The organism is Affinundibacterium fentianense (assembly GCF_018139545.1).
Classification (GTDB): Bacteria; Pseudomonadota; Gammaproteobacteria; order Burkholderiales; family Burkholderiaceae_D; genus Undibacterium; species Undibacterium fentianense.
Window position 1 is genome coordinate 442,564 of sequence record NZ_JAGSPJ010000001.1, and the last position, 23,044, is coordinate 465,607.

Annotated in this window: 16 protein-coding genes; 2 read left to right on the forward strand and 14 right to left on the reverse strand. The window is 45.4% G+C overall.

The genetic code is table 11. The annotated features are described in order from the left end of the window. Positions 1-36: 36 nt before the first annotated feature. Positions 37-837: a carbon-nitrogen hydrolase family protein gene (locus KDM90_RS01935; RefSeq protein WP_212673910.1), complete on the reverse strand. Its 801-nt coding sequence runs from the start codon at positions 835-837 to the stop codon at positions 37-39. 22 nt (positions 838-859) lie between these two features. Continuing rightward, positions 860-5,110 (reverse strand): YhdP family protein, encoded by a 4,251-nt coding sequence (locus KDM90_RS01940; protein WP_212673911.1) that lies wholly within the window; start codon positions 5,108-5,110, stop codon positions 860-862. A 236-nt stretch (positions 5,111-5,346) separates the two neighbouring features. Between KDM90_RS01940 and glnE the strand changes: the two genes are divergently transcribed. Continuing rightward, complete coding sequence (gene glnE, locus KDM90_RS01945; RefSeq protein ID WP_268977724.1) at positions 5,347-8,127, forward strand: bifunctional [glutamate--ammonia ligase]-adenylyl-L-tyrosine phosphorylase/[glutamate--ammonia-ligase] adenylyltransferase; 2,781 nt, start codon at positions 5,347-5,349, stop codon at positions 8,125-8,127. 76 nt (positions 8,128-8,203) lie between these two features. Here the strand turns inward: glnE and pbpG are convergent, their stop codons facing one another. The 4 genes from pbpG to KDM90_RS01965 all read right to left on the reverse strand — a co-directional run bounded on the left by pbpG (position 8,204) and on the right by KDM90_RS01965 (position 12,546). Beyond that, positions 8,204-9,265, reverse strand: coding sequence for a D-alanyl-D-alanine endopeptidase (gene pbpG / locus KDM90_RS01950; RefSeq protein ID WP_230409550.1), 1,062 nt, complete (start codon positions 9,263-9,265; stop codon positions 8,204-8,206). 220 nt (positions 9,266-9,485) lie between these two features. Beyond that, positions 9,486-10,181, reverse strand: coding sequence for a nitroreductase (locus KDM90_RS01955; protein WP_212673913.1), 696 nt, complete (start codon positions 10,179-10,181; stop codon positions 9,486-9,488). 63 nt (positions 10,182-10,244) lie between these two features. Continuing rightward, positions 10,245-12,263, reverse strand: coding sequence for an ATP-dependent DNA helicase (locus tag KDM90_RS01960; protein WP_212673914.1), 2,019 nt, complete (start codon positions 12,261-12,263; stop codon positions 10,245-10,247). 82 nt (positions 12,264-12,345) lie between these two features. Then, positions 12,346-12,546, reverse strand: coding sequence for a YdcH family protein (locus KDM90_RS01965; RefSeq protein WP_186889399.1), 201 nt, complete (start codon positions 12,544-12,546; stop codon positions 12,346-12,348). 81 nt (positions 12,547-12,627) lie between these two features. Here KDM90_RS01965 and KDM90_RS01970 point away from each other — a divergent pair, with 81 nt between their 5' ends. Then, a complete protein-coding gene (locus KDM90_RS01970) occupies positions 12,628-13,425 on the forward strand; it encodes a PP2C family protein-serine/threonine phosphatase (RefSeq protein ID WP_212673915.1) in 798 nt (265 codons plus the stop codon). 86 nt (positions 13,426-13,511) lie between these two features. On the opposite strand, the gene flgL is transcribed toward KDM90_RS01970, so the two are convergent. The 8 genes from flgL to flgE all read right to left on the reverse strand — a co-directional run bounded on the left by flgL (position 13,512) and on the right by flgE (position 23,044). Next, positions 13,512-14,720 (reverse strand): flagellar hook-associated protein FlgL, encoded by a 1,209-nt coding sequence (flgL, locus tag KDM90_RS01975; protein ID WP_212673916.1) that lies wholly within the window; start codon positions 14,718-14,720, stop codon positions 13,512-13,514. 9 nt (positions 14,721-14,729) lie between these two features. Next, positions 14,730-17,051, reverse strand: coding sequence for a flagellar hook-associated protein FlgK (flgK, locus tag KDM90_RS01980; RefSeq protein WP_212673917.1), 2,322 nt, complete (start codon positions 17,049-17,051; stop codon positions 14,730-14,732). Positions 17,052-17,211: 160 nt separating this feature from the next. Further along, on the reverse strand, positions 17,212-18,126 hold the full coding sequence (gene flgJ / locus KDM90_RS01985; RefSeq protein WP_212673918.1) for a flagellar assembly peptidoglycan hydrolase FlgJ: 915 nt from the start codon (positions 18,124-18,126) through the stop codon (positions 17,212-17,214). A gap of 9 nt (positions 18,127-18,135) precedes the next feature. Then, on the reverse strand, positions 18,136-19,266 hold the full coding sequence (locus KDM90_RS01990; protein WP_212673919.1) for a flagellar basal body P-ring protein FlgI: 1,131 nt from the start codon (positions 19,264-19,266) through the stop codon (positions 18,136-18,138). A gap of 18 nt (positions 19,267-19,284) precedes the next feature. Next, positions 19,285-19,986, reverse strand: a complete 702-nt coding sequence (locus KDM90_RS01995; protein WP_230409551.1) for a flagellar basal body L-ring protein FlgH — start codon at positions 19,984-19,986, stop codon at positions 19,285-19,287. A gap of 16 nt (positions 19,987-20,002) precedes the next feature. Beyond that, entirely contained in the window at positions 20,003-20,785 is a 783-nt protein-coding gene (gene flgG / locus KDM90_RS02000; RefSeq protein WP_212673920.1) for a flagellar basal-body rod protein FlgG, read from the reverse strand. Between the two features lie 81 nt (positions 20,786-20,866). After that, the gene (gene flgF, locus KDM90_RS02005; RefSeq protein WP_212673921.1) at positions 20,867-21,607 is read right to left on the reverse strand and encodes a flagellar basal-body rod protein FlgF; all 741 of its coding nucleotides are present in this window, start codon (positions 21,605-21,607) and stop codon (positions 20,867-20,869) included. Between the two features lie 78 nt (positions 21,608-21,685). Then, on the reverse strand, positions 21,686-23,044 hold the full coding sequence (gene flgE / locus KDM90_RS02010; RefSeq protein WP_212673922.1) for a flagellar hook protein FlgE: 1,359 nt from the start codon (positions 23,042-23,044) through the stop codon (positions 21,686-21,688).

Below are 23,044 nucleotides of genomic sequence, written 5' to 3' on the forward strand. Positions count from 1 at the left end.
CAAGTCCGAAGTCAAGGGAGACAGTTGGCTTACTCCTTAGCAAGCGATTCGCCGATGTTTAAGTGCTGGTAAGTTTGTTCGAATTTGCGCCAACTGAGCCACATCCAGCTCACCCACAATCACACCTTCGCCTTGTTCCAGCTGCGATACTATTTTCCCCCATGGGTCGATTAGCATACTATGCCCCCAAGTCTGACGCCCACTTTCATGGGTTCCCCCCTGAGCTGACGCCAACACAAAGCACTGATTTTCAATCGCTCGAGCCCGAAGAAGAATTTCCCAATGTGCTTGTCCGGTGGTATAGGTGAATGCAGCCGGCAACACCAATAAATCGCAAGCGCCCATGCTCCGAAATAGCTCAGGAAAGCGCAAGTCGTAACAGATTCCTAATCCAATTTTACCGAACGGACTATCGAAACACTGGACTGCATCGCCTTCTTGTATGGTGTTTGACTCCTGGTAGCTCTCCGCGCCATTAGTAAAACCAAAAAGGTGAATTTTGTCGTAGCGAATTATCTGTTCACCATTAGAATTAAATACGAGGCAAGCGTTAAATATTTTTCGTGGATCTGAGCTTGACAAAGGAATTGTACCGCCGATGATCCAGAGACCGAGTTCTTTCGCCTTTTCGGCCAAAAACACTTGAAGTGGCCCAGCACCTTGAATTTCGGCGCAAGCAATTTTATCCGTGTCACGCAAGCCCATAGTTGACCAATACTCGGGTAACACAACCAGCTCCGCACCTTGTGCCTTCGCTTCCTTCATTAGGCGATAGGCTACCGCGATATTTTCCTGAGGCTGTGGACTCGATATCATCTGTATCGCTGCAACACGCATACTGTTTTCTCTCCAATGTTCGTTATTTGACTTCGGCCTTTGTTTTAGCCTGCTCCGCTTTTTGTTTCTCTAAAATCTGCTGTCTTTCTTTATTCTCGATTTTGGTAACGACTGGGTTAAGCCACGGGCCCGTGATTTGGTATTCATACGTAAAGGCCCGTTTCAAAGGATCGCGAAAAAATAATTGCGCCAAAAACGTGCCCAAACCTATCACAGGATTAACGGCTAAACCATACACTACTGAGGCTGCGCCTGCATTCAAGTCTGGTATTACTGCCACGTGTAGATTTTGCGTCTCTTTCGCGATGTCGGCCGATCCTTCCATCAGAACAGCGGCATTGACGCTATTCATTTTTAAATTATCAGTCTTTGCGATTCCGTTTTGAATCTGCGCTGTCCCTGTGATCCCATCAAAAGCAAAACCTTCTGAAAACACATCACGGAAATCCAATGTAAATCGTCTGGGCAAGGATTGCATACTTAATACGCCCAACAACTTCGCTGCGCCGGAATCAACTTTTAAAAATTGTCCCGTCGCCAATTTGAGTTGGAGTTGCCCATTCATGCTAGGGATATCCATATCAAATGGCAATCCTCGCCACTGCACATCCCCCTCCAACTTACCTTTTCCGCCATGCACGACGTCTGGAAAGTCGAGTCTCTCCAATAATTTTCCCGAATTAATAATATCTAGGTTAAAACGCAAATTGGTTTGACTGTCGTTGCTACGAGCAATCCAATTTCCAGTCGCACTCAATTCGGCATCATCATTTTTCAAATTCAATTGATCGATATTCCACTCACGCCCCCGTGAAGCCACCGTATTACTCGCGTTCAGGTTCAATAAACCCAACTTTTTATTGAACAATTCAAAATTTTCGACACGAATATCTAAACTAGGAATTTGACGCGTTGTATTCTTCGCTTCCAACAATTCGCCCACATCATTTGCAGCCGACTTTGGAATCATCAAACGGCTTAATCTCGCGGTTATTTGTCCAGATGAATCCGGTCGATCAAAACCATTCCAACTTATAAATCCTGATGCCTGCTTCGAGTCAAGATTGGCTTGCCACACACCGCCAAAGTGCGACGCACCGAGTGTCACTTCATTGATTTTTTTTCCGAACAAATTAAGTTCATTGGTTATGACCGAAAAGCTTGTAGGAGCAAGATACTGGGAAAATTCAGTCTGGGATCGATTCTCCATTTTCAAATTTTTTGAATTCGGTCCACTCTGCTTATTCACACCGACTGATTCCAAAAGGTGGCGCCATTCATCAACATTGAGTGTGTGCGCCTGCACGTGCAAATTAAGTCCATAGTCTGGCAATATCGCTGGCGCATTTAATGCGACGGCAGCGCGCGTCACGGACCATTTAGCCGACTTATCCAGTTCCTTCCGACGGAGATAATGAGCATTCAAGCGATTTCCTACGCTCAACTTTATTTGTTCCTTTTGTTCCGATGTATCAGAACTAAAATCAGGCACAATTTCAAATCGTAGTGGTGTGATTTCACCAATGGCCTTGTTCAATGGTGCTGGCAGCTTCCATTCAAACCCTTGCATATCAGATTCAACAATGACTTCCGTTTGTTTCCGCTTACTGTTAATTTGTGCTGTGTATTTTGCATCGCCATTTAAGCTATCCAATATGCTAACGAATTCTAAATTAGCAAAGTGCTTGCGAATTCCATCTGCATTGGCATTCCCATCCAAGCGGACACGGATCGATCCGTCTTTTTGCGATCCACCACTTGCAGTCACTGGACCACCCAAAAGATTTGCTCTCAATGTATTGAGATTCACGCCTTTCTCATTAAATTCGATTTTTCCGACCAAGCCGCTTATCGCAGGAAGATCAGGTTGCAACACAGTTTCATTGTTGTTCAAACTAAGTACACCATTAACTTTTGAATCAACAATGGAATTCAGTGGAAGTTGCAATTTCAAATTTAATTGCGAATTCCCAGAGGCAATCGTGTCATGTAAAAAGTTAGAAAGCCAATCGTCAACCGGACTTGCCTTCACATAGTTGAGCATCGTTTGCAGTGCGCCATTCGCTAGCCCGTCTATCTGCAACAGAACATCATGCTCAAGCAAATCTGGAATCGTGGCTTTCACTTTGCTTAGTGCGACACCATTGGTAGTTGCCGTGTCAGCACGAATCTCCATCTTTGCCCGATCAAAGGAAAAGCTGCCTTTGATATTATCAATCACTGGCCAAAACGGGTTCACCCCATCTTTTGCAAACACGCCAGGTAAGAAATTCAATTTTGCATTGCGCAGATCTCCCCTAACGTAAAATTCTGCTCTTCTATTTTGTTCGAGTTCTTTCTGATTAAAGGGAAAATTCGCGAGAGGTCCATTCAATCGGAACTCAACATCATTCGCTTCACCGTCCAGTAACGCATTACTTAGCCAGTGCTTCAAATGCTCTGGTGTATGAGAAGGAATGTAACGTGTGATCGTCTTAAGATCGAAACCATCTAGTCTTCCTTCAAGGTCAACTTCACCTAAATCAGCATGACGCATCGATAGACGATGATGACCCCTCAATTGAGCGTGGGCACCATCTTGCACAAAATCCAGTTGCCGAATTTGGAACTCCAATCGATCATCTTGCTGGAATTGCCAACGCGCTTGCATCTTGAAGCTCTTAAATGGCATCAAGGGATCAACAAAATACGTGGGCAACTGCAAAATCAAATCGCTAGAATCCAAGGTAATACTTCCGCCTTTATCACTGGCATCAATCGACCCACTCAAATTATCAAAACCCGGAATCGCGGGCACGGCCGCTTTTGCTGGTGTCTTGCTTGTCTTTGGACGGGCAAGTTGTGCTTTTTGCGCTTGCATTTCCAAATTACTGAATTGCCCTTTGATACTGTAGCTTGAAATTTCGGGAAAGCTTCCCTGCCAGCGCGCTGTAAAGTTTTTTAAGACTCCTTTCGGCGCAACGTCAATTAACAGACGTCGTTGGTCACTCGGCAACGGCAAATGTTCCGCGAAGTTTGCCAACGAATGTAGATCTAGGCTTTCCGCAAAAAATTCGACTTTTTCACCTTGACCATTTTCGCCTGGTGTAAATGTTTCCTTTAAAGTCGTCGCTGGCAAGACCAAGCCATCCCGAGTTTGCATAGAAAAATTAACCAACGCCAAACTATGCCCAGTCTCACCGGGAATCCATGATAAATAGCGCCGGTTGGCTAAAATTCGCTCACTCGCGATGATTCTGCCACTGACTTGTGCAACATCTAAAACAGGGAGATCTTGCCGAAATTTCCCGAGCACATCCTGCAACTGTACATCCGCCGTGATGTCAATTAGTCGCCCTTTGTCCATTTTTAACCAAGTGCGAACGCTTCCTAATCCTTTTTGAAGTTGAAAAGGAAAAGGGAAATATTGATGGATTGCCGGTAGGTCCGCCTTTTTTAGATCAACATACAATTCGCCCGACCATGAATCGACTTTTGACTTTTTGCGTGCAAAAACGGATTGCTGAAATTCCCCACGAATGTCGACTGGCGACGCCAAATGAGTGGGTGGTTGCGCGGTCAATGAAAATTGGTGCTTACGCCATTGATTGGCCAGTAAAAAATCAAATTTCTCAATCGACAAGACTGGATTCTTTAAATGCAAATCATCCCACTTAAGCGTACCTGAACGAACAAATATCGCGTGCTGGGCAAGCAGCCAATCCAAGGCGCGATCATCGTTTTGATTAGAAGTTTGCGAGAGTGTAAAACCCGCAATTTCTATGCTGCCATCTGTTAACCTACGCACCTCTAAATTTGGTCGAAGGAACTCGATCTCATCAAACCGCAGGTCGAGTAGTGCTAGCGACCACCAAGACAATGAGGTGTTCACCTGTGGCAAAGTCAACACCGCTTTTGCATGTTGATCGTAAACAACCAAATTTTGCAGCTCTAAACGAGGATTAATACCTTGCCATGAAGCGGACACTTTGAGAATTTTGACTTGGCGACCGATTTTCGCGCTGACAAATTGCTCGATATCAGGCTGATAGTTTTCAACTTGAGGAAGAACTAGGTAGCGTAATAGCAGAAAAATAAAAGAGAAAAGCAAATAAGCGATAAATACCAGCTTGAGGCTAAGACGTAGGCATTTGCGCATTCCGCGGCCACCATGGAAGGCAGCCAACACGCAGGAAGCCCTGACGAAATGCAAAAAACTTAGCCCAGCGGGAAGCTTTGCCAGCTTGTCATTCGCGCCACTATTGGCTTGACCAAAAGCTTTTCTCTCGCTCACAGCGGATAATTAATGGTTGGCAAATCGCCAAATTGGGGACGGACAGCCTCGGCAGTCTTCATTTGCGCTACTTCAAACAACAACATAATCCCCCAAATAACAACATGGTTTCAATTTAGCCAATCCACTTCGCACGCACTCTAAAATAAATCTAAGCGATGCAAGCAAAGTGAAGTTACGTATGACTTACTTACGCTTACAATGTTTACTCCAGATTCAGACTAGATGCTGTTGTGTTGTCTAATACAAGAAGCGCAAACCACAAATTCAACAAAGAGAAGCACCATTCATATCTTATGAGTAAGAGCATTCAGACCAACACAGCCTATAGCCTATCGCGATTTGTTCAACGGTGGCTTCAAGCAAACCCACAGCGCGAACAAGAGCTTGAGAATATATCTCAATTCGCACTCAGCAAGGCAAAATTTACTGAAATTTTACAAAAACAATTAGCAGAAGGCATTAGCTTACCGGCGGCCATGCGACGTTTGCGCAATCTCTTGATGGCTAGTCTGATCAAACGCGATTTGGAAGGTTCCGCTGATCTTCACGAAGTCATCTCAACAATCAGTGCGTTTGCTGACTTTGCAATTGAAAGCCATTTGCAATCGTTAACGCAAGAAATGACGGCACTCTATGGTCCGCCCATCGGTGAGGAAACTGGTGAGATCCAAGCGCTAATCGTTTTGGGAATGGGGAAACTCGGTGGGCTTGAGCTCAATGTCTCGTCGGATATTGACTTGATTTTTTGTTACAACGAGGATGGCGACACCGCTGCCGATACCAATCAGAAAAGTTTGTCAAATCACGAGTTTTTTAGTCGCTTGGGAAAGAAACTCATCGCCGCGATATCTGAAATAACTGAAGATGGTTTTTCCTTTCGAGTTGATATGGCCTTGCGTCCTAACGGCAATTCTGGTCCACTCGTAGCCAGCTTTGGCATGGTTGAAGACTATTTCTTGGTTCAAGGACGAGAATGGGAGCGATATGCCTGGGTTAAGGCTCGCGCGATCACAGGGAAACCATCCGATATTGCGATACTGGAGAAAATTATCTTCCCCTTCGTCTATCGCCGCTATCTCGATTACGGCGTGATTGATTCGCTTCGAAACATGCACCACCAAATCCGAGCAGAAGTCATTCGACAAGAGACTCGCCATCCTGACCGTGGAATCAATGTGAAATTAGGTCGTGGTGGTATTCGAGAAGTCGAATTTCTTGCGCAAGTCTTTCAACTCATACGCGGTGGGCGAGAGTCTGTTTTACGCGACCGATCCACACGTTTGACATTAAAGACGCTGGGAGAGAAAGGAATATTAGATTTGCAAATTGTCGATCGTCTCATGCAGTCCTATGTTTTCTTACGCAATACCGAGCACTGCTTGCAGTATCTCGACGACGCACAAACCCATATTTTTCCGGCGAACATGCAAGATCAACATTGCGTCGCACAGATGATGGGATTCGATGGGGTTGAAAGCTTAAATAAGGTATTGATTCCACACATGCAATTCGTTGCCGAGCAATTCGATGCGATCTTTAAGGACAAAAGTAGCGAAGAAGAGTCGGAAACGCTCAATACCACTAACTTGTCCGCGATTGATGCAAATGAAAATATCATCGGCTATTTAAATACACTTGCTTTTCAAGATTCAAAAGAAGTTGCTCAACGTCTATCTGCGACATGGCAATCAGGAAAAATTCAAGCACTCCCTGAAGCAAGTCAAATCAAGCTCGCAGCACTGATACAAAATGGACTCAAAGCAATATCAAAACAAACGGATGGACAGGCAAGCACAACCCATCGGTTTCTCGATTTTCTCGAACAAATTGCTCGTCGCACTGCCTACTTGTCTCTTCTAAGCGAATTTCCACATGCATTGGAACGAGTCATTCGTATGATGAGCGCAAGTGATTGGGCTGCAAAATTTCTAAGCCGACATCCGATTTTACTTGACGAGCTACTGGATGAATCTGTCTTACACCAGACTCCTGACTGGCCCAATTTCAGTGCTGAATTAGACCGATTGATGCAGGAGCAATCTGGCGATGTCGAGTCACAACTTGATACCTTGCGTGAGCTTCATCATGCACAATTATTTAGACTGCTCGCTCAAGATCTTGAGGGTAAGATGAGCGTGGAACATTTGGCAGACTCACTTTCACAACTGGCTGATATTGTTGTCGAAGCCGTGATCCATGCGGTTTGGAAAACGATTCCTTCTCGACATCGGGAAACGCCGCAATTTGCCGTGATTGCGTATGGAAAATTGGGCGGCAAGGAACTTAGCTACGCGTCAGACTTAGACATTATTTTCCTTTACGACGACGATGACCAAGAAGCACCAGCGCTCTATGCACGATTAGCTCAGAGATTTATTACATGGATGACGACACATACATCCTCTGGGATATTATTTGATATCGATATCGCCTTGCGTCCTGATGGAGCAAGTGGCTTGATGGTTTCCTCAATCCAATCATTTGCCCGTTATCAGGAAAAATCTGCTTGGCTATGGGAGCATCAAGCTTTGACTCGTGCCCGCTTTTGCGCAGGGGACCGTAGCATCGGGCAACAATTTGACCAAATTCGAACTAATGTATTGCGACTTGAACGTGCGCCCGACAAACTTATGCAAGACGTCCTTGCGATGCGAAGCAAAATGCGTGATGCCAATACCCACAGAACTGGCATGTTTGATCTAAAACACGATCATGGTGGCATGATCGATATCGAATTTATTGTCCAATATTTGGTCTTACGCCACGCGCACCGTTATTCCGAATTATGCGAAAACATCGGAAATATCGCTCTACTCAAATTAAGTGGCAAGCTCGGCTTGATCGATGCAAACCAGGCAAATGAGGTTGCAAACAGCTATCGACTATTGCGGAAGCTCCAACACAATTTGCGTCTTCAAGGCGAAGAAAAAGCACGGGTCAACTTCGATAAAGTACAACACGCCATCCAAGCCAGTGAAACACTTTGGAGCGACGTTTTTAGGGAGAGTGCATAAGAAAAAAGCCTTGCAATGCAAGGCTTTTTTTTGATCAGATGTAGCGAAAGAAGATGTAATGGTCAACAACCGACTATTAGGCCTGTGGGCGCATCGTTTGTATCCACTTCTTGATTCGCCCCGCATCGGCCAATCTCGAATATTTTCCCTTGGAGTCAAGAAACACCATGACAACCGCACGCCCTTCAATAATCGCTTGCATGACGAGACAACGACCAGCTTCAGCAATATAACCGGTTTTCTGCAAACCGATATTCCAATCTGACTGCTCCACCAGCTTATTAGTCGTACCATATTCAAGCAAACGTTTTCCCTTTGGATTGACAACATAGTGAGAATCAGTGGAATACTCACGAATCAAAGGATGTTGATACGCAGCGTTAATTAATTTTACTAAATCCCGTGCACTTGCGACGTTCTTGCTCGACAAACCACTTGAATCGACATAATACGTGTCATTCATTCCCAATTGTTTCGCCTTCGCATTCATGGCAGCGACAAAAGCTGATAAGCCACCAGGATAATTGCGTCCTAAGGCCGACGCTGCTCGATTCTCTGAACTCATTAATGCAATATGCAGCAAATCAGCACGTGATAATTTCGCACCAATCGCCAGACGGGAACCTGTTCCCTTTTCTTTGTCGAGATCGTCGGTAGTGATTTCAATCATTTCATCCAAGTCTTGTTTTGACTCTACAACTACCAAGCTCGTCATTAACTTCGTGATGGATGCGATAGGCAGAGATACCTCTGCATTTTTTTCGAACAACACCTTTGAGCTGTCTTGCTCAACGACAAACGCGACATTTGACGCGAGTGCCAATGGATCTTGTGAATGTTTTAAGCCAACAGCATCGCCAGTACTTGGGCGATCGACGATGTCATGCTTGAGTTGTGACTTACGTGATTTGTGCGACTTTGTCGATTTCGATACAACAATTGACTTATTGCGCTTACCTTGTTTCACGCTCACTTTTTTGACAATAACAGATTTCTTGCTACGATGTGAACTCGTGCTGGCAAAACTCAGTTGGGACACTGCAAAGATAGAGGCTATCGCCAAAGTGCAAATGAGCCTTTTATTCGACGAAAATGTGAACATAGATTTCACTGTTGACTTCAAACTTAGTGCAACCATGTAGGACTCCTTGATGCAAAATAATTTCCTGATGGCACGTAGTGTAGCAAATTCAAAATAATTCGCAAGAGAATTAAAGACTTAGCTGCATATCTTCAATAAAGTTCTTCAGATTCAACGCCAGAACAACTATATGATTTATATTTTTTACCAACTTGGATAAAACCAAGGGGCAAAGGACTGCGTTTGCAACCAAATTTGTTCTCTTCAACAAGCCTTACTATTCTAAAAATTGTACAAATTCTGCTACCGACGCACGTTCAGTCACCAAAGAATTTTCAATCTTGTTCATATCGGCAAATCCTAGTGACATCCCGCACACCAACATTTCATTGTCTGGAAGCTTCAATTCCTCTGCAACGATACGATGAAACTGTGTGAATGCGGCTTGAGGACAAGTATCAAGCCCCCTAGCTCTCGCAGCCAGCATAATGTTTTGAAGAAACATCCCATAGTCTAACCACGATCCTTGTTCCATTACACGATCTATTGTAAAAATCAGACCGACAGGCGCGTCAAAAAACTGAAAATTGCGGGCATGCTGTTGATGCATTCCCCGTTTATTTTCACGCCCCAGACCAAGTAATGCATACAAATCCCAACCAACCATACGTCGACGGTCGATATACGGACTGCGCCATTCAGTAGGGTAATATCGATATTCCTCAGCATGTTGTTCTGCGAGCTCAGGTTGATTGTAGGTCGCGAGAATTTTTTCTGAAAAAGAATGCAGACGGTCCCCTTTCAACACGTAGACTTTCCAAGGTTGCGTATTTGTTCCTGATGGCGCTCTCGCTGCGACGTCAAGGATCGCCTCGATATCCTCATTTGCTACGGGCGTATTCAAAAATGCTCTTAGCGATCTTCTAGAACGGATATTTTCATCAACCGTTTCCTGAACTCTATTTGAAATCATTGCCACTCCTTTTTAGATTGCCCATTTTATGCAATTCAAGACCCGAAAATGTTTTGCTAAATCTTATGTCTGCGAAGCCGAGCGGATCTGATCGAGTTTTTCGAAAAATGCCAGAACGACACCCAATTCTCTCGTTCGTGCAAATGCCGGGAGGCTCTGCCATATTCTTTTTCCGTAGGGTTTTGAAATCAACCTAGGATCACATATCATCAACACACCGCGATCCGTTTCATCACGTATCAATCTTCCAGCTCCTTGCTTCAGATTGATAATTGCTTCAGGCAATTGATGATGAACAAACCCATTCAATCCTTTTTTCTCCATTGCCTCGATACGCGCCGCGAGAACTGGGTCGTCAGGTGGGGCAAATGGAAGCTTATCGATCACCACAAGTGAAAGTGCCTCACCGCGAACATCGACGCCTTCCCAGAAACTCTGACTTCCGATTAAAACTCCGTTTCCTGAGGCACGAAATCGATCTAACAGTTCAGTACGACCAGCATCGCCTTGAACAAACAACGGGAAATCTATTGCTCTCTGGGAGAACTCCTCCTTTAAACGCTCTGCGCAATGCCGAACCGCTTTATTGGTCGTACAAAGCAAAAAAGTACGTCCGCCTGCAGCTTCTATCACAGGCAAAGCCGCGTCAACAACGGCATCCATATATTCACGTGAATTGGGTTGAGGCATTCCCTCAGGCACATATAAGATACCCTGTTCTTGATAATTAAACGGACTCGGCCAAGTACGCGCAGGTTCGTCCCAAAGTCCCATCTGCGACACATAATGGGTAAAGTCGTTTTTTACCGCCATCGTTGCTGAAGCAAAAATCCACGTACGAGGAACACCTTCACGTTGTTTATTAAAAATTGGCGCAATCGATAGAGGAGTTTTGTGCAATTGGAGAGAATTCGAATAAGCCTCCACCCACAATACACATTCAGGCTTTGATTTTGCCTCCTTTGAATCAGGATCCAACTCACGCCAATCCTCGAGCAATGATTGTAAATCGATCGCTCTCACCCTACATTGTTCAATTGTTTCGGCACGTTCAGCTTGCTTTTCGAGTACTTGGATGAGCGCACTGAGGCAATCCTTGAGCGTCTCTAAGTGTGGAAAAAATTCACTCGACGGTGCAATTTGTTGCAAGGACAACCTAACTGAATCTTGTGGGAAGGATAAGCGCAGATCACGTGCTGCACGTTCAACGGGTGCGACAACTTTTACCCAATCTGCACCGTCGCGGGCGTGCGAGAGACCTTCTGCCAAAGCGTCTCGACATAACTCTAGAATCTGCGAAGTAGAAACCGAATCTCCAAAAAATAAGCTTGCCGTTTCGGGTAACTGATGCGCCTCATCAAAAATTACGGTGTTGGCGGATGGCAACAATTCCGCAATACCTGTATCTTTCAACGCGAGATCTGCGAAAAACAGATGATGATTGACTACGACAACATCGGCCTGTTGTGCTTCTTTCCGTGCTTTCATTACAAAGCAGTCTTGGTAGTACTGGCATTCAGACCCCATACAATTATCTTTTGTTGAGGTCACCAGACTCCACACTCCCGCTGTTTCTGGAACACGCGCCAACTCGGCTTTGTCACCACTCATTGTGGTCTTAATGAAACGCGAAATATCGCGTAGGTACCCAACATCCTCTCGCGATGTCAATCTGCCATTTTGGAGTGTCCGTTCCAAGTGAAAATGACATAGATAATTTGCACGCCCCTTCAACAAGGCTACTGAAACTGGTGCCTTCAACACTTTTTTTATCGTTGGCACGTCGCGCAAGTACAACTGGTCTTGTAAGTTCTTTGTTCCTGTCGAGACGATCACCTTCCCTCCCCAAAGCAAGGCTGGAATCAAATAGGCAAATGTCTTACCGGTACCTGTGCCTGCTTCGGCAAGTAAAGTCTTTTGACCTGCAATCGCTTGGGCAATGGCCTTAGCCATCTCTATTTGCGCCTCGCGCGATCGATATCCTTGGATCGACGTACTTAACAAGCCGTCATCGCCAAATATTTTTTCTATTTCAGAATCATGAATGCCAAAGTCATTCGTAATATTATTTTTTTCAGTCAAAATGAAACACAATCTTTAACAACATAGTGAAACAACAAAGCTCAAAAGTAAATCCATCTATCCGGTATGATGTGATCGAATTTTATGCTGGAATATCAGGCGACAATTGCATTTTTAGCAATGCAATATAATCTTTCAACTGTAACTTGCGTTTTTTGAGCCGCCGAAGTTGAAGTTCGTCATGATTTGGATCTTTGATTATCGCTTCAATCACAGAGTCTAAGTCACGATGTTCAACTTCAAGTTCACAAATACGCATTCGAATTTGATTTGTATGGTCCATAAGCTGTAAGAGCGAGTAAAATGCAATGAGTTTATTAATGAATAAATCGGAATTTCCGACTAGTGTAATCTACCAAGACGTATGAGCCAATATAAGATCGAAGCAGGCACCGCTCAACACATCGGTGATCGTAAAGAACAACAGGATCGCGTAGCACTTTTTGCAGCACCACATGCACCTGGCCACATGATGGCTGTTGTTGCTGATGGAATGGGAGGAAAAAGTGGTGGCGCTATCGCGGCTGAACAAGTAATTCGCTCCGCAAAGATGTTATTTGACGAATTTTTCCCCGGCAATGACATCAACAAGATGCTAGAGTCTATCGTACATGAGGCTCATACCGTCATTAAATTATCCGCAGTCTCATCCGAGAAAGAACCTCATAGTACTTTCGCAGCAGTTGTCATTTCTCCGCAAAAAGCTGTATGGGCACACGTAGGAGATTCGCGCTTATATCGCTTTGATGGCCCCAACTTTGCTGAAAGGACAAAAGACCATTCCTATGTCGAGCGACTGGTTGACGAAGGTATGATTACTGCCGAGGAAGCGAAGAATCATAAAATGTCGAATGTGCTAGTTAATGTTCTAGGCTCGAAAAATGCGATCCCCTATGTTACGTTCGGGGAAAAAGATAATCTCACCGCTGGCGACTCATTCTTACTATGCTCTGACGGATTATGGCATTATTTTGCGGATATAGAATTGTCCGTGGCGGTTGGTGCGAGCACCCCAAGACAGGCATCCGAACTGTTAATCAAGAAAGCCCGAGAACGCGCTAATTCAATGGGGGATAATGTGTCGTTTGCGATCGTCAAATTAGTGTCGCCACCAGTGGAGCAAAAAAATTATGTTGCCGAAAAAATGACACGGGTGATTTAGCTTGCAACGCTGAGTAAAAAAAGCCTCGCAATTTGCGAGGCTTTTCTATTTGTATCAATACTGTGTGGAAAGGTGAACTTCCAATATCAGTTAATGTAATTAAATAACGACAAAGATGACACTTTGACAAAAGATTGCTGTGCAGCTTGCAACACCATCTGACTTTGATTTAAGTCTGTAATTGCCTTCGCATAATCAAGATCTTGAATATTCGATAGCTCTTGCTTGTACAAAAGTCCTGCACTCGCCCCCGAACTATCTAAATCTTCAATTTCGCGCAATCCCATCCCAAAACTCGTCCGTGCCACCAAAATATTAGACAGCGATTTCTCCAAATTCGCATTCGCCTGACTTAAATCTGCCTTAAGATCCAATTTACCTGCATCTGTGGATGCTGGAGTATTCAGCGCATTAATCAGGTCAGTGATGGTTTGAAAAATGTCCTGATTACCAGATTGAATTGAAAACTTATCATTCGCGCCAGGCGCTCCCGGTGAGTCGGTGAGCGTGATATCCATGCCATCGATGGTCACGGTATGTGGGCTTGCATACACCGTACTAGGAATCACAATCGCCCCGGTGGTTTTATTTGTGACAGTAAAATTCAAGCCAGTATTATCAAATGCAACTTCATAGTTGTTCCCAGTTAAATTTGCGGCATTACTGATTGCCACACTAGCCGTTGCTTGACCCACGTTCGAAGAATTCGGCCGCACATTAAACTGTCCGTTCGAGGTGCGAATGTTACCGAAAATTGCAGACCCAACCTCACTCACTGGTAATTGTCGAGAAGTATCAACCTGTAAGTAGCGTGTACCCTGATCCCCCACGTACTGCGCGCCGCCTTGCGTCTTCACGAAGGGAGCGGTGGTTGAAGAATACCCACCAAACAGATAGGAATCTGTTCCATCTGTCGAGTTTGCCAGACCAATTATTTCGTCCAAGTGCCCTTGCAATTCTTTAGCAATATAGCCCCGTTGCTGGTCTGTCAGAATACCGTTGCCGCCACTAACAATCAAAGTCTTGACACTCTGTAGCGCTGTTGTGACGCTACCAAGAACATCTTCAGCCATACTCAATGTATTCGTCGCATTACGACGATTCACGGCCAATTGATCATTCACCGCTGCGCTTTGGGAAATCACTAATGCCCTCGCAGAGCCAATTGGATCATCAGAAGGAGTCAGAATTCGTCGCTGAGATGCAATTTGCTGCATGGTTCGATTCAAATTCGATTGGAGTTCACTGATCCGCGACCCACCGTTCTCATAAATGGTACTTGTACTGATTCTCATGAGATGCCCCTATCGACCTAGTGAAATTATCGTATCAAACAACTGACTTGCAATCTGCATCACTTTTCCAGCTGCTTGATATGCTTGTTGGTATCGCAGCAAATTGGCAGCTTCTTCATCCAGATTAACACCCGATTCTGACTGTTCCGCGGCAATCGCTTGCTTAAGTAAATTAGTTTCTGCCGTACTTGTTATCTCAACTTCACGCGCTTTATTTCCAACCAAACTAACAAATTGACTGTACGCACCTTGAAACGTTGTCGATCCCGACGCCATTGTATTTTTTGTCTGCAACCCTGCTAAAAGGCTTGCATTTCGATTGTCGCCCGTTCCATTTGGATTCTGGGTCACATTGATAACGTCGCCGTTAGAGAAATTTCCAGAGACAACAAAGCTCATCCCGCTAAAACTAATCGTTGAGCCCTCAAGATAGGGAACCGCAGTGCCAGCAACATAGGTTGTACTGGTATTTCCACTCGTCACAGTCACATTGGCATCCACCGGAAAACCGGAGAACGTCTTTCCAGCTGCATTATAAGTTAGTTGCGTCGGCGTAATCGGCAGTGATTTCGACAGTGTAAAAGTTTCTCCAGCGATTGGTGTCGTTGGATTATCCTTAATCGAGAAACTAAGTCCAGCGTATTCAATCTTTGCGCCACTAGAGTAAGGAATATTGACAACTTGCGGTGGTGACGCTGTTGGGAGATCTGCAGCAGCCACTTGATAATTAGACGTGACACCTGCAACTGTAACCGAAACCAAAGCACCAATCGGAAAACCAGAGAGTGAATCCGGTGCGTTTGCGAAAGTCAAACTTAGTGGAGTCGATAAACTAGTCGATTGAAAAGAATCACCCACGGTCACTGCACTTATCGTACCGTTCAAAGAATTACTACTCGACGCAACCGCGGAATTGACACTACCATTTGTTATTCGCCCTGTGCCCAAATTTGTACTCGGAACATTGGTAGTCAAGGGAGCTGCAGCGGCAATCTTGGAAATATCGTTAAGCTGAACTTGAATTGAAGTTGCACCAAGCGCAGTCGGTTTGACGAGAAATTCATCGTTCACAGCGGGCTGAATCGCGCTAGGTGGAATGCCCGAATCGAGCGCAAGATTAAAATCAACACCATCCATTGTGGCGGGCAAGGTATCTGAAGTTTGAACCTTACCATCGGAAACCCGAGTGATCTTAAAATAATTCGGCGCTGGTGAGGTGCCAGCTAAGTATTGAACCCGATAATCACTAGTGGTTAAGGCGCCTACATCCGAAAATGACGCTGCGATATTCGCCACTGAATTGTTCGCACTACTTGGCGTAGAAACGGGTCCTGCAACTTTAAAAAAATCCCCTCCTAGCTGTCCATTCAAGTCTTGGCCCAAACGATGTTGCGCATTAAACTCCGTTGCCACCGCAATCGCCATGCGCCCAAGAGAATTACGAGTCACGTCTAACGTATTGGTTCGAAACGCGAGTAGCCCACCTAATTCACCACCACTGAGGCTATTTTCACTTAGCTGCACATATTGCCCGTTACTTTCGTAGGCGATCTGCGTACGACTTGGGTCGGTTAAGGAATTGACTTGGCTCAGCACACTGACCTTGGCACCGATGACGAGTGGCTGCCCAGTACCCATGAAAATATTATATTTACTATCTTGCTTAACAACAGAAACATTGACGAATTTACTCAATTCACGCACAGCGGAATCGCGTTGATCCAACAAGTCGTTCGGTGCTCCGCCTCCTGCGACGCTCTGCGAACGCTCGATGGCATCATTCAGTTCTGAAATCTGTTGTGCATAAAGGTTAATACTCGTCACGGATTGCGAGATTCTATCGTTCACGTCTTGCGAAATTTGTTCAACACGACTACCTAGATTCTGAATTCGAGAACTAAGTGACGCACCCGCAGAGAGTACAGATTGACGAGCAGCAGCACCCGCAGTCCCGTTTGGTGTCGCTGATAAATTTTGAATCGAACTAAAAAAATCTTGTAATGCAGGCGAAACACCTGCAGTCTGATCAGCAACTAGATTATTGATCTGTTGAATTTGCGCTGAATACGATTCCGCATAACTTTTACTAGATTGTGTTTGGTTCACTTGCTGTGAAAGCAATTCATTATAAACGCGTCGAATTTCACCGATACGGGTACCTTGACCAATAAAATTACCACCATCATTACGTGCTGCAGCAGCACTTTGCAAAAGCACTTGCCGACTATAGCCAGGAGAATTTGCATTGGCGATATTGTGACCTGTGGTCGCAATCCCTAGTTGGGCGGCAGCTAATCCACTTTGCCCAATGCCTAATATGTTGGTACCCATAAACAACCCATTCACAAAAACACAACAAAATACCCAACCTGCGATTTCGAAGCTTTGCTTGAGACGCACGTAGTGCTACCGTCAACTATCTTATCGGGTATTCAGCAGAAAACTTTAATTTGAGAAACACGGCCTTCCTAATTCAAATTTCGTAATTGGACTAGCCTGAAAAGGATTGATGTATCAGTTTATTCAATTTTTGGGCATACATTGGATCCGTTGCATAACCGGCTTTCTGCAATGCTTGTGCAAATTTCGACGGATCATCCGTGCTTTGCATGACTTGCTGATAACGTGGATTATCAGAGATCAGCTTCGCGTAGTCGCGAAATGCGTCGCCGTAGTTGTCGTACGCTCGGAATTTTTCCACTTTTTGATAAGCGACACCATTAACATATTCCGTGGTCAATGCATCAACAGTTTTACCTTTCCAACCAGCATTTGCCTTAATGCCAAATACATTGTGACTCGTGCTGCCATCCATTGCTTTTATCTCTTTTTTACCCCACCCGCTCTCTAGTGCCGCTTGTCCCAACATAAATTTTGCTGGTATTCCACTCGATTGACTGGCGAGTTCCGCGTGCGGTCCCAGCTTTTGCGTGAACTCTTGGACGTGCTTAGCGCTTGAGTTGGACTCAATCGTTCCAGTTGTCGCCAATAGCTGACTAGCTTGAATACCTAGTTTTTGCTGTTGAACATACTGATCGACAGAACCAATTCCCCCCATTGGCATCGCTGGCGCTTCCTCCGATTGTAACGCTTGTGTCATGGCATTATTGCTTAACTGCCTAACCATCGCATCAGCTAAACCAATTCCGCGACTTGCCATTTTTTGTGAAAGCTGTTGATCCATCATTGAGGTGAACATCTTGCTTTGTTCATTGTCGAACATCCCGCCCTCACTGGCACTTGCTTGACGCATTGACTTCATCATCATATTGATAAACAGTGCTTCAAACTGCGTGGCGGCAGCTTTGATTGACTCTGGTGAATTTTCTCGAGTCGAGTGCCGAAGCGAGTCAAGCCCTTTACTATCAAACGCAAGCTTATCGGATATGTCAGCACGACCTATCATTATCAATCCTTAAATAATTTCCAAATCAGCACGCAGAGCACCAGATGCCTTCATCGCCTGCAAAATTGCGAGTAGATCTTGTGGCGTTGCGCCGATTGAATTTAACGCCTTCACCACTTCCGACAGCGATGCGCCTGCCTTCAGCATTAACAATTGGCCGCCTTCTTTCGTAATCGAAATATTCGAATTCCCAACTGATGCTGTTTGTCCTTCCGATAAAGCATTCGGTTGACTCACTGCATTATCAGTACTGACAACGACACTCAAATTACCATGAGCGACCGCACAAGTTTCGAGACTAACTGATTGGTTCATCACAATCGATCCGGTTCTCGCATTTAAAATCACCTTGGCCGCGGATTGCGCAGGTATGACATCTAAGCTTTCTAGCAAACCCAAAAAGGTGACGCGTTGATCATTCGCCTGTGGTGCTTTTACTTGAATAACCCGTCCATCTACTGCGGCGGCGGTGTTCGCGCCGAAGCGCGCATTGATCGCCTCCACGACACGGCTAGCAGTCGAGAAATCTGCTGAATTGAGCTCTAATTGAATACTATTGCCGTTGCCTAATGGCGAAGGAACTGCTTTTTCAACAGTGGCGCCGGCGGAAATCCGCCCTACGCTCAAATGATTCACTTGCGCTTTACTGCCGTTTGCGGTTGCGCCGACGCCGCCAACGAGAACGTTGCCTTGCGCCATGGCATAAATTTGATTGTCAGCCCCTTTCAAAGGCGTCATCAGTAAGGTGCCTCCTTTCAGACTTTTCGCATTTCCCATCGACGAGACCGTGACATCCAGAGTCTGTCCTGGCTGCGAAAAGGGTGGCAAAGACGTTGTCACCATCACTGCAGCAACGTTCTTCAATTGCAAACTTGTTCCGACGGGGATACTGACTCCCATCTGTTGCATCATGCTAATGATGCTTTGAACCGTAAAAGGTGTCTGTGTTGTCTGATCACCACTCCCATCCAAACCGACAACCAAGCCATATCCCATCAATTGATTTTGTCGAACGCCTTGAATACCAGCGAGATCCTTAATTCTTTCTGCGCTAACACTTTGCGCAAAACTCACCAAAAACAACAAACCAATCGTGATCAACCTCGGAACCCAATTAGTTTTGGTTGGGAAGATATTCATTGCCAACTCCAATCTTCTCTAGAACGGTAAAAAACTCAAAAAGAAACGCGTAAGTAGCGAATTTGCCTCAGCTAAATCAATCCTTGAAGTTGACCGATATTCAAAACGCGCATCCGCAACTTGAGTCGAAGACACGGTATTCGCAGCACTAATTGTTTGTGGATTGACGACACCAGAAAAACGCACATACTCGGCACCTTTGTTGAAGGCGATTTGCTTTTCCCCGCTCACTAACAGGTTTCCATTTGCCAGCACATCGATGACCGTCACTGCAATCGTCCCAGTAAAAGTATTGCTAGCCGTCTCCGCACCTTTCTCATCAAACTTGGTCGAAGCTGAAGTCGAGAGCGATGCTTTTGCTGTCGTTGTACTAGGAATCCCAAGGATCGTGGGCGCCGCAAACGATGCTCCACCAGCTTTGCTACCGGATGATGCAGCAGCTTTCGCTGCAGATGTATTCTCACTGATCGCTATCGTTAAAATATCGCCCATGTGACGCGCTTTGTAATCTTCAAAAAGCGGACGATATGTCGACGCTTGAAAGATGGCACCATTCGCTTCACGTTGAGGTTTTGCGGTTTGTGCGTAGGCCATAGTCGGTTGATTTACGATCGGTGCAGGTGTCACCGCACATGCCGCTAAAACTAACGGTCCAACCAAAGAAAACGCTCCTCTTAGCACATTCATTTTTGCCACCTCAATTGAATTCAAAAAACGCATACTTCAGTTCAAACTATCAAAGCTGCGACAAGCGTTGCAACATTTGATCTGACGTGGTGATAGCCTTACTATTGATTTCATAAGCGCGCTGAGTTTGAATCATGCTCACCAATTCTTCTGCGACATTGACGTTCGATGTTTCAACAAAACTTTGAACCAATAGTCCAGCCCCATTTGTTCCTGGTGTATTTGTTCCAGGGTTTCCAGAGGCTGCGGTTTCAACATAAAGATTCTCACCAAGCCCCATTAGACCTGCTGGATTAATGAAAGTCGCTAGTTGAATCGAGCCAACCTGCACTGGTGCAGGTGATCCTGGTTGTGTCACCGAAACAGTTCCATCTCGCCCAACAGTAATACTCTGCGCATTTGCCGGTATCGTAATTGCAGGTTGAATCACGAATCCACTAGATGTCACCATTTGTCCTTGGTTATCGACCTGAAACGATCCGTCACGCGTATAACCGGTTGTACCGTCTGGCATGAGAACCTGAAAAAAACCTTGTCCATTAATCGCCAAATCTTTGCTATTCCCAGTCTGTTGTAAATTCCCTTGAGTAAAAATTCTCTCGGTCGCGACAGGGCGAACACCAACACCTAACTGTAAGCCTGAGGGTAACTGAGTTTGTTGCGAACTCTGTGCACCGGGTTGGCGAATTGTTTGATAAAGCAAGTCCTCAAACACGGCGCGGGATCGTTTGAAGCCAGTCGTGCTCACATTCGCAAGATTATTGCTAATCACATCCATTTGCGTTTGCTGAGCATCAAGTCCAGTTTTCGCAATCCATAAAGACCGTATCATGTTTTTCTCCTAGTTGACGCCAACAACAATCTAAACAAACTGAAAGCCGACTCGTACTTTGTTATTGTGCGCCAAAGTCAATCAACTCAATGCGAGGATTTGACTAGCTTTTGTTGCGTTACTCTCAGCATTGGTCAGCAATTTCATTTGTAATTCAAACTGCCGTGCCAAATTAATCATGGTGACCATCGATTCCACGACATTCACATTACTGCCCTCAAGCATCCCACCAGCAACCGAGACCGCCGCATCAGCATCAGCATTTACACCATCTGCCGTTTTAAAGAGCCCATCACTATCTCTCACCAAATTCGACTCTGGTGGATTAACCAATTTGAGCCGACCGAGCACTTGCACAGCATTCGGCTTGGTTCCCATCGGAATACTTGAAATTGTTCCGTCCTTAGCAATCGCAATCGTCACCTCAGGAGGAATCGTAATCGGCCCACCATCACCAACGACATTCAGGCCGGATTGTGTCTGCAAAACCCCGTTTTCACTCACTTTTAAACTGCCATGACGGGTCAATTTTTCGGAGCCATCGTCTGCCTGTACAACAAGCCACCCCTTCCCTTGAATCGCCACATCTAAATCACGCCCAGTATTTTGCAAACTACCTGTCGAAAAATCAGTTCCAACGGTTGCATCGACAACAAAGGCTCGCGTTGGCAATCCTTCACTGATCACAGGCACCGCACGAAAAGAGTCGAGCTGCGCGCGAAAGCCGGTTGTCGTAGAATTAGCAAGATTGTGAGAAGTCGTCGCTTGCTGCTCGAGGATATGCTTTGCCCCGGTCATAGCGGTATAAATTAATCGATCCATATTAACTTCTCACTTACATGCAATTCGTTTCAACAAGTAAAATCACCGTTTAACTGCCCCAAATAGTTCGGCTAATTTCTAGCGTAAATTAACCAATGTTTGCAAAATCTGATCTTGTGTCTTGATCGTCTGTGCATTTGCTTGGTAAACCCGTTGCGCGGTAATCATATTTACTAACTCGCCTGTCAAATCAGTATTCGAATCTTCTGTCGCACTGGAGGTAAGAACGCCAAGACTTCCCGAACCCGGCACCCCCACCAATGCAGAACCGGAAGTCGCTGTCTCGGTCCACTGATTGTCACCCAATGATTGCAAACCGTTTGGATTCGTGAAATTTGCCATCGCGACCTGACCTAGTACCGCAGTTCGCCCATTCGTATAACTCCCGACTATCGTGCCATCTTTCGAGGTATTAAACTTCGACAACTTACCGGAGGTATATCCATCTTGCTTGATCGCATTGACGCTAAAAGCTGAACCATATTGCGTCATTCCAGTCATGTCGTATTTAACCGTCGGACTCGAGATTGGCGTCACCGCGCCGGTAGTAACAGGAATATCGATCGCGAATGCGTTCGTGTCATTAACGGAAAAGTTTGGCGTTGCGCCGACCATCTTACCAAACGCGTCAAAGCCAATCGTGCCGACAGAGTTTGTCGGCGCTGGCGCTGGAGCAGTCCCTGCAATCAAGACTCCATCAACTGCAGCAAAGACATCCCATTCGGCAGAAACTTGGGCTGCTGGTGGCACCGCAACTGGTGGAGGACGCACCGCCGCATCAACCCTTACGAAGAAAGTTTGCAAAACATGTGAATTACCCAAACTATCAAAAACCGCGACACTGGTTGCATTGTTGTAGGAACCAGGATCCGTGATCGAAAATGCCACCGGAATAATCACTGGAGGTGATGCGACGGGTAGTTGGGTCCCAGGTACCAATGACCTCGAATCAAGATTGAGCACCGCATTCACCGTATCGGTTTGTTTTGGTGGAATATCATTCGTATTAATGTTGAGTGGCACAGCTGAACCAGTTGACAACACGCCATTTGAATCGGCTGCATAACCAGTTAGTTGTGCCCCTTGAGCATTCACAATGTAACCTTCTTTGTCGAGCGAGAATTGGCCATTCCGACTGTATGTAATTGAACCATTGGTCGACATCCTAAAGAAGCCTGAACCATTAATCGCAATATCGAGTGGATTATTCGTTGAGCTGATATTACCCTGCGTGAAAAGTTGCACAACGCTTTGTACCTTCACACCAATACCAACCCCATTCCCGCCCGCTCCGCTTAACGAATTGGCGAATACGTCCGCAAACTGCGCTTGCGCCATCTTGAAACCGACGGTGCTAGCATTAGAAATATTATTTCCAATCACATCCAGTGATTTCGACGTGGCATTTAATCCACTTAGACCTTGTTGAAAACCCAT